A 9,207-nucleotide genomic window follows, 5' to 3' on the forward strand; every position below is an offset into this window, starting at 1 on the left:
CTGGATTATAGTTTATCCCTTCCTTAACCTTGAAGATTTGGATAGGAAATATAGGAGTTTCTCCATTTCCAAGACCCGCTTCTGTAGCAAGAAGAAGATTTTTTATTACCATTCTACCTTCAGCAGATGTATCTGTACCATAATTTATAGAACTAAAAGGAATTTGAGCCCCAGCCCTACTATGCATAGTATTTAAATTATGAATAAGAGCTTCCATAGCTTGGAATGTTCTTCTCTCCGTTTCACTTAACGCATTCTTTAATGCAAACTCTTGTGCCTTTTTAATTGTCTTTTCATCCCCTATATATTTGGATATATATTCAAACTCTATATTTAAGTATCTTTCATTATTGTCCATTGATGGAATTAAATTATGTTCTTTTTCTATTTCCTCGAATATATTTGTTATTTCATCTTTTACATTAAAATCCTCTGCTAAAATTTCCAGTACCTTTATTAAATTATGTCTATATAATTTTCTATAAGTTTTTCTAACACCTATAGCTAAGCCATAATCAAGGTTGGGAATACTTTGACCCCCGTGTTGATCGTTTTGATTAGCTTGTATTGCAATGCAGGCCAATGCTGCATAACTTTCAATGTTTTTTGGTTCTCTTAAATAACCATGGCCTGTAGAAAAACCATTTTTAAATAAATCCACTATATCTATTTGGCAACAAGTAGTGGTTAAAGTTAGAAAATCTAGATCATGGATATGTATATCTCCATTTTTATGGGCCATTGAATGTTTTGGATTTAACATAAATAAATCATAAAATTGTTTCGCACTTTCGGAACCATATTTTAACATGGTTCCCATAGCTGTATCTCCATCTATGTTTGCATTCTCTCTTTTTAAATTATTACCCTTAGCATCTTTAAAGGTTAAATCCTGAAATACTTTCATAAGTCTCGTATTCATTTCTCTAGCTTTAGTTCTTTCAGCCCTATAAAGTATGTATTCCTTTGCAGTCTTTGCATGACCATTTTTTATTAATACTTTTTCTACCATATCTTGAATATCTTCAACACCTGGAACCTTATTTACATATTTTGTTTCCAAGCAATTGGCTACTTTTTCTGCTAAATCTAAAGCGGTACCATAATTTTGACCACCAGCAGCTTGGGCAGCTCTAAAAATAGCATTTGCAATTTTTTCTATATTAAAAGCTACTTCTCTACCATCTCTTTTTTTAATTTTCGTTATCACAAAAAAGCCTCCTTGCTAATTGTTTTTTTAACATTTTATGATATCATAACTATTGATGATATTATTAAATAACTACATTTTGTTATTCAATAATATCAAACAACTATATATTGTGTCAACCATTTTCTAATAAATGAAGGAGTGAGATTTTGAAAGGAATAATTTTTGATATGGATGGCGTTATTATTGACAGTGAACCTATACATCTTAAGCTTGAAAAAGAATTACTAGAAGAAATGGGTGGAAATTACTTAGATGTAAATCGCGACAATTTTATTGGTACTACTGATGCCCACATGTGGAATACTTTTAAGAAACAATTTGACATAAAGCTTTCAGTAGAAGAATTAATCAATATAAAAAGAAAAAGATTTATAGAAAATCTTGACGAAATTCCTTTAGTAAATAATGTTTTAGAGTTAATGAAATCCCTGCACAATGAAGGTTATAACCTGGGACTAGCTTCATCAAATAACAGAGATGCTGTAGAATCAGTTAAAGAAAAGTATAATTTAACTAAATATATCGATATATTTATGAATGGCGAGGAAGTTTTAAAGGGAAAACCAAATCCTGAAATATTTTTAACTACTGCAAAGTATATGAATATCAAACCAGAAAATTGTTTGGTTATTGAAGATGCAAGAAATGGTGTTCTTGCAGCAAAATCAGCTGGAATGAAATGTATTGGATTACAAAATAAAAATTCCGGTACTCAAGATTTATCTGGAGCAGACTTTGTAGTTGATAGCTATGAAGACTTAACTTTAGAAAGTATAAAAAACTTACTTAATAAATATTAGGTAAAAAGATTTATAATAGGGGTGCCCATGGGAGCAACCCCTTTTTAATCTTAATCTATAAAATAATATTTTGTTGTTTTCCTTCTTCCCATTTAGAAATATTTTCAAAAGTAATATAAGCTCTCCTTATCATAGCTTCTTTTGTAGCAAATCCTATGTGAGGTGTAACAACAATATTAGGTGCATTTAGTAATGGATAATCTTTTGGTAGCGGTGGTTCCATATCAAAAACATCTACCCCTGCTCCAGCAATCTTTCCATCTTTTAAAGCTTGCGCTAAAGCATTATTATCCACTATAGGGCCTCTAGCTGTATTTATAAGTAAGGCAGTAGGTTTCATTAATCTTATTTTTTCTTTATTTATTAATCCTTCTGTTTCCTTTGTATTAGGTAAGTGAATGGTTACAATATCACTTTCTTTTAATAGTTCATCTAAAGTTAAATATTTTACCCCTAACTTTTTAAGTTCATCTTTTTCACTTCTATTATAAGCAAATACATTACAACCAAAAGCTAAGCCAATTTCTGCTACCTTACTTCCAATGGCACCAGTACCTATTACACCTAAATTTTTCCCACTAAGATCAAATTGACTATAACCTGCCGCAGTTTGCCCTAGTCTAGTTACTTCATCTAAAGGTACTATATTTCTTAATAAAGAAATTATAAGGCCATAAGCTAATTCTGTAACAGAAGATGTACTATAGCCAGCAGCATTAGACACTTTAATATCCTCTTCTTTACATACATCTAGGTCTACATGATCAACACCAGTAAAAGCTACTGAAATCATTTTTAAATTTTCTGCTGCTGAAATAACTTCACCTTTTAAGGGCATATTAGCTATTACTAATATTTCCGCATCCTTAACTCTATCTTTTAAAACCTCAATATCTTCAGTTTTATCTTCATAAACTACCAATTCATGGCCCTTATTTGTAATAGGTTTTGCAATACTTCTGACCTCTTCTTCAGGAAGTCCCAAAGATTCTAACACTACAATTTTCATAATTAATCCCCTTTCTATGAATCTAAATTAATATGACAGTAACCACCTGGGTTCTTTTTTAAATATTTCTGATGGTATTCTTCTGCATCATAAAATACTTTCAATTCTTCTATTTCAGTAACTATTGGCTCATCATACTTCTTTTGTTCTTCCTTAAAAATCTCTTTAATAATAGAAAGATCTTCTTCATCTATATAGTAAATCCCTGTTCTATATTGATTTCCTATATCTGGCCCTTGTCTATTTACTAACGTTGGATCAATAATATTCCAAAATTTATAAAGTAAACTTTTCAAAGAAATTATATTTTCATCAAATTTCACATAACAAGCTTCGGCATGACCAGTAGTACTAGTACATACTTCTTCATAGGTAGGATTAGGTTTGGTTCCATTGGCATATCCAACTTTTGTTTCTACAACTCCATCTACCCTAGACATATACTCTTCTACACCCCAAAAACATCCTCCTGCTAAAACTATTTCTTTCACAGTTACACCTCCGTTTCTTATGTCATACAATAATTATCCTAATAAATAAATTCTATATATTAGAAACAACTTAATATATTATAGCTATAGAATAATTTTACTATTATCATTAATATTTTCCCTTAATTTTTATTTTATATTACATATTATCTGTTACATTTCTTACCCATTTTTTCGAAATTAATCTAGGTATGCTAATTATAGCTTTCACTACTTCCTCTAAAGCAACTAAAGCTAAAACTATATGAACTAGAAATTCAAAAACTAAAGGTACTGCTACTAACCATACTGATGCCATTTCTAGCAACATAGAAAACTTGGTATCTCTCCCCATCTCTTAAAACACCAACAATTATAGTACCATTAAACATTTTGATGAATCACTATTAATTCCAAAAATCATAAATATGTATAGGAAAAACACCTGATTTGCAAGACCTACCCAAGCAATACTAGCATTACCAAGTTACTAATCATTAGTGTACCAATCATATTCAACGAAGAAGTTATTAAATTTTGCAAAGCAATTGGAACTGCAATTGCCAACATTACCTTTAAAAACTTCCTATCTTTCTATATAGTTTTTTCCATTAAATCTTCCATCTCCTAGTAATCATATAACTATAACAACAATTATGATTCTATCATATTACTTACATTTGAAAAAGTCCCCTAAGTTAATAGAGGACTAGATTATACTTTTATTCTTCTTTCAAAATAGCTTCTCTTTTTAAATCTTCTTCCTTTACAGATTTACCAAATAACCTAATAAACCCTACAAGTATAGCCGTACCTATTAATAGTATTACTATAGGATGAACTGGTAAAAATCCTGCTAATATATAACTAAAACCGGAAACAATTGCTACAGCCATGGCATAAGGCATTTGCGTCTTTACATGGTCTAAATGATCTGCTCCTGAAGCCATAGATGACATTATGGTAGTATCTGATATTGGAGAACAATGATCCCCAAATATAGCACCAGATAATACAGTTCCTAAGACGACATTCATCATATTAGGATCTCCTCCTTTTTGTACAAAAGCATAGGCCATTGGAATTGCTAATGGTATAACTATTGCCATAGTTCCCCAAGCAGTCCCTGTTGCAAAAGAAATTAATGCTGATAGGAAAAATATAATTACAGGTAAGATAGCAAAGGGGATTGTATCTGAAACCTGTCCTACTAAAAATTCAGCCGTTCCCACATCTCCTGTAACGCTTCCAAGGGACCAAGCCAATACTAATATCATACAAGCCATTACCATAGATTTTGCACCAGCTACCCAAGAATCCATAGCTTCATCAACAGTAAATATCTTTTGTACCACTCCCATTACCACAGCAACAATACTTGACACAATAGAAGCCCATAATAAAACAATACTGGAGTCTGAATTCCCAAAACAAATTCTCAGCCCTTCCATAGTAAAAGGATTTACAGTCTCTTCAGTTAAGGTATAGCCATTGTACCAGAGACCTATAAATGCTATTATAATTAAAGTAAGTATCGGGACAATAGCATTAGATGCTTTTAGCTTAATATCTTTTCTAACTTCCATATCTGTAATTTCGTCACTAGTCATAGGTTTAGCTTTCTTAGCATTTAACCTTCCTGTTAACCTAGCCCTTTTCTCTGCTTCATACATTGGACCGAAATCTCTTTCTAACAATATTAATGTTAAAACAAATATTAATGCAAAAATACAATAATAACTATAAGGAAGAGTCTTCAAAAAAACACCATAATAATTAGCCTCAATATCCAATTGTTGATAGACATTTCTAATTACACCGATTTCATATCCCACCCAGGTTGAAATCAAAGCAAGTCCTACAACAGGTGCCGCTGTTGAATCAACAATGTAAGAAAACTTCTCCTTAGAAACCTTGTTCTTGTCAGTTAAAGGCCTCATAGTAGGTCCAACAATTAGTGTATTAGCATAATCATCAAAAAACACTAGTATTCCAAGTATCCAAGTATAAAGTTGGGCGGTTTTAGGATTTTTAGCCTTTTTCCCTAACGCTTCTGCAATCGCCATAGTTCCACCCATTTTGTTCACTACTCCAACCATTCCACCTATAGCTAATAAAAAGATAATTATAGATGCATTCCAGGAATCTGACAAAGAACCTACTAGATAATTATCAAGAGTTCTTAAGAAACCATAAAATGGATTCCAACCTGCCAACATTGTGGCACCAACAAAAATTCCTAAAAATAGTGAAATTAATACTTGTTTTGTTATAAATGCTAGGACAATAGCTAGTAATGGAGGTAAAATTGATAACCAACCAAAGTCAACAGATGTTTCCCCTTCTGCAAAAACTGGTAAGGAAAATGTTAAAGTTAACAAAAAAACTAAAATCATAATTCTTTTTCTATTCACAATATCCCTCCTTGTAGTTCTTTACATAAGTTTACCATTGTCATTAAGGCTATACAATAAATATTTTCTTACATTTTTCATCATGTCTTTTCTTATTGTCTAATCTTTAGACAGTTTAATATTAAATTAGCAATTAAATGTCAAAATTTTCACACCATTGAAAGTAAAAAACCATCCATTTCTGGATAGTTTCTATTACTTCTATATTAATCCTGTATATTTTTAAACCCATCACCTAATACTTCATTTACATGATTTACCGTTATAAAAGCATTTCCATCTACATCTTTTATAAAGTTTTTAAGCCGGATAAAATCTTTTCTATCTACTACAGTTACAAGCACTTCTTTTTTGCTATCAGTAAATGCTCCCTTTGCCTCATATAAAGTAGCTCCTCTTTCTAAGTTAGTAACTATATAATCCTTTATATCATTGTTATAATCACTAACTATATTAACCTCTTTATATATATTTAATCCTTCAATGGTTGCATCTACTAAAAATCCATTTATTATTACTCCAAATAAGGAATACATTCCAAGTTCTGGTCCAAAAGCAAAGCCAGCCATCAATATAATAAAAAGGTCTGAAAATAAAACTCCCTTTCCTAATTCAATACCTAAAAATTTATTTAGTATTTTTGCAATTATATCTGTACCTCCAGTGGAGGCATTTTGATTAAAAACTATTCCCATGCCTATGGCAGATATTAAAATTCCAAAGAATAATTGGATTAAAAGATCCTCTGATATGGGTCCTGTCATGGGAACAACTTTTTCCAACAACAGAACAGAGCCTGAAACTCCTAAACTTGCATAAATTGTTTTAATTCCAAAATTTGCTCCAATAAATATAAAACCTATTATAAATAATAATATATTAATGAGTATCATAAGAAATCCTACAGACATACTAGGTATAAAATAATGTAGAACAACCGCTATACCATTAGCTCCCCCAACTGCTAAATTATTAGGCATAAGAAAAAAATACATCCCGGCTGCAACCATAACCATGCCAATTGTAATCAATAAATATTCCTTAATTTTTTTGTTCATATTTTGCCCCCTTACATAATAAAAATTACTATATTTCCCTTATTCCAAATAAAATCCTTTTCATTAGCAAAATTAATAATAGGTTTACTATAATAAATAATTTCTCAGTTTGTAATTATTTATTTTGTAATCATTTATTTTTATAATTCATTATCCCTTATTGTAATTTCAATTATATTTACATCTTTTAACAACAAAAAACTCCTAACCTCTTTTCCCTTAGGAGACACAACAAAACTAATCGATTTTACTCGCAAGTCGATTGCAAAGGCACCCCCTATCCTCCGTAGAGTTTTTGGCGAGTAAGTAAAGGCAGGTCTTCTGACTTTGGGTTATAGGAATTTTAAACCTTCCCGATATTCTCAGTGGTAAATATAAAATTCCTCACCATTACAGCGGCGGGACCGTACAGAATTTTCATCTGCTTCCCTTTTAAACAAAAAAGTGTTTTCCTATCCTTCCTTGTACCTTTACTGAATATTAACTTTTAAACATTAATTAAAGTATATAATTTTATATGGAAGGAGTCAATAGAAGGTTTTTATCAAAGTTTTCCCAATACTTTATATTTAAACTTTTCCAAATTATAATTTAAAGTGTTCCTAACATATATTCCATTTCTTACAACTAATTTCACAAATATATTAAGCTAAAACTTATGAAAATACTTATATCCACTTAATGCAAGTAACACTTGGGAAGGAAGGTAAAATAGCCAGATTAATAGAAAAGATTTGTCTAAAAATGTTTTTAGTAAACTTTGTGATAGATTTACAACCTTTGTTATATTGGCTAACCCTACATTAATATCACATAAAAGGAAGAGTATAATTCCCCAGGCAATCATATGCTTATTTGGATATGGATATAAATTATTTTTTCTAGCTTTTATAGCTTTTCCTACACTAGTTATTAATGCTATAGAATAATAGAATCCTACTACAAACAATAAATCTATCTTTATAATAAAAGTATTGATTATTAAATAACTAAAAAACACTAGCAACAATATAATTATATAATTTCGTATAGTTACATCTTTCTTTTGAATATCATGTCTTATAGAATAAATAATTTGAACAATACAAAAGGAAAGTACTCCTAAAGTATATTTGTGCTTAATAAGAAAAAAGTAATCAGCAATAACAGTGAAAAATAATCCAATTTGTAGTAGAAATAAATCTTTTTTATTTAAGGCATTTTTTCCTGTTAGTAAAGCTATTATAAAACATAAGATTATACATATAAACTTTATATTATCTGTGGAAATAAATATAATTTTGTTAGAACAATCTAGATATAAAAATAATATATACAATATACCAATTATTAATAATAGAATTTTAATTATTAAGTTCTTGTAATTTTTATTTTTCACTATATTCACCACTTTATTATAATTCTAACACCCTATATTTCCATATATAGACCTTAAAAAGCATAATTAGATGACATTTCTATTTTTCTCCACTTCTTTAAATATATACAGTTTTTTTAAAAGCCATTTCTAAGCTTTTCCTATAATTCTTTAGCTAAGTTTTTAATTACATCTTCTGTCATACGATAGGTTGTCCATTCATCCATAGCTACTGCATCTATAGATTTATAAAAATCTATAGATGATTTATTCCAATCTAATACCCGTCATTCTAAACGCCCACAATCCCTTTCTATACATAGATTAGCTAAATAGGATAAAAGCTTTTTACCGAATCCCTTCCCTCTGTATTCAGACCTTACATATAAATCTTCTAAGTAAATACTAGGTTTCCCATCAGCCACTACTTCATTTAATAGTTTTTCATATTCTGCTAATTCTTTAATAAAATTAAAAATTAATTTTGTATCTTCTCTTTTAGCAAATCTTATAGCAAAATTGTCCTTGATATTTAACTCTCCTTTGTTCATTATCTAGCTACTAATATATACTCTCTACATTATAACAAAAATCCATGGCCCCGAGAAACTATAATGTACGCTATACCCCTTGATACTTTTAACCTAGACTTGCAAGAATTCTCTCATCTTCTATAAGTGATGGCAGTTCACTAAGTCAGCCAAGACCATTCCACTAACTTATTAGAAATAGTATATATTATATAAATAGTGAACAATCTGGGACATTGTTAAATAATATGTCTATGGAAAGCTTGAAGTATAGTATAAATTAAATTATAATTGATAATGATTATTATTTTTAGGGAGGGCTATATTAAAAAATGAAAGATATATATTTGATATCT

The 9,207-nt window shown here is 29.8% G+C and carries 9 protein-coding genes and 1 riboswitch; of the genes, 1 reads left to right on the forward strand and 8 read right to left on the reverse strand.

Annotated elements, in window-relative coordinates:
* Positions 1-1,210: anaerobic ribonucleoside-triphosphate reductase (gene nrdD, locus VK071_01980; GenBank protein HLR34078.1), on the reverse strand; the 1,210-nt coding region annotated here is incomplete at its 3' end.
* A gap of 149 nt (positions 1,211-1,359) precedes the next feature.
* Between nrdD and VK071_01985 the strand changes: the two genes are divergently transcribed.
* Complete coding sequence (locus tag VK071_01985) at positions 1,360-2,013, forward strand: HAD-IA family hydrolase (GenBank protein HLR34079.1); 654 nt, start codon at positions 1,360-1,362, stop codon at positions 2,011-2,013.
* Positions 2,014-2,068: 55 nt separating this feature from the next.
* On the opposite strand, the gene VK071_01990 is transcribed toward VK071_01985, so the two are convergent.
* From VK071_01990 to VK071_02020, 7 genes are all read right to left on the reverse strand, one after another.
* Positions 2,069-3,022 (reverse strand): 2-hydroxyacid dehydrogenase, encoded by a 954-nt coding sequence (locus VK071_01990; GenBank protein HLR34080.1) that lies wholly within the window; start codon positions 3,020-3,022, stop codon positions 2,069-2,071.
* A gap of 14 nt (positions 3,023-3,036) precedes the next feature.
* A complete protein-coding gene (gene msrA / locus VK071_01995; protein HLR34081.1) occupies positions 3,037-3,513 on the reverse strand; it encodes a peptide-methionine (S)-S-oxide reductase MsrA in 477 nt (158 codons plus the stop codon).
* Between the two features lie 139 nt (positions 3,514-3,652).
* Positions 3,653-3,823 (reverse strand): hypothetical protein, encoded by a 171-nt coding sequence (locus VK071_02000; GenBank protein ID HLR34082.1) that lies wholly within the window; start codon positions 3,821-3,823, stop codon positions 3,653-3,655.
* A gap of 391 nt (positions 3,824-4,214) precedes the next feature.
* Positions 4,215-5,906: a Na+/H+ antiporter NhaC family protein gene (locus tag VK071_02005; GenBank protein ID HLR34083.1), complete on the reverse strand. Its 1,692-nt coding sequence runs from the start codon at positions 5,904-5,906 to the stop codon at positions 4,215-4,217.
* Positions 5,907-6,112: 206 nt separating this feature from the next.
* Positions 6,113-6,964 carry a YitT family protein gene (locus VK071_02010; protein ID HLR34084.1) on the reverse strand — a complete coding sequence of 284 codons (852 nt, stop codon included), beginning with the start codon at positions 6,962-6,964 and terminating at the stop codon, positions 6,113-6,115.
* A gap of 293 nt (positions 6,965-7,257) precedes the next feature.
* Positions 7,258-7,451: riboswitch (cobalamin riboswitch) on the reverse strand.
* A gap of 162 nt (positions 7,452-7,613) precedes the next feature.
* Complete coding sequence (locus tag VK071_02015; GenBank protein ID HLR34085.1) at positions 7,614-8,342, reverse strand: lysoplasmalogenase family protein; 729 nt, start codon at positions 8,340-8,342, stop codon at positions 7,614-7,616.
* A 266-nt stretch (positions 8,343-8,608) separates the two neighbouring features.
* A complete protein-coding gene (locus tag VK071_02020; protein HLR34086.1) occupies positions 8,609-8,872 on the reverse strand; it encodes a GNAT family N-acetyltransferase in 264 nt (87 codons plus the stop codon).
* Between the last annotated feature and the right edge of the window lie 335 nt (positions 8,873-9,207).

The organism is Tissierellales bacterium (assembly GCA_035301805.1).
Taxonomy (GTDB): Bacteria; Bacillota; Clostridia; order Tissierellales; family DATGTQ01; genus DATGTQ01.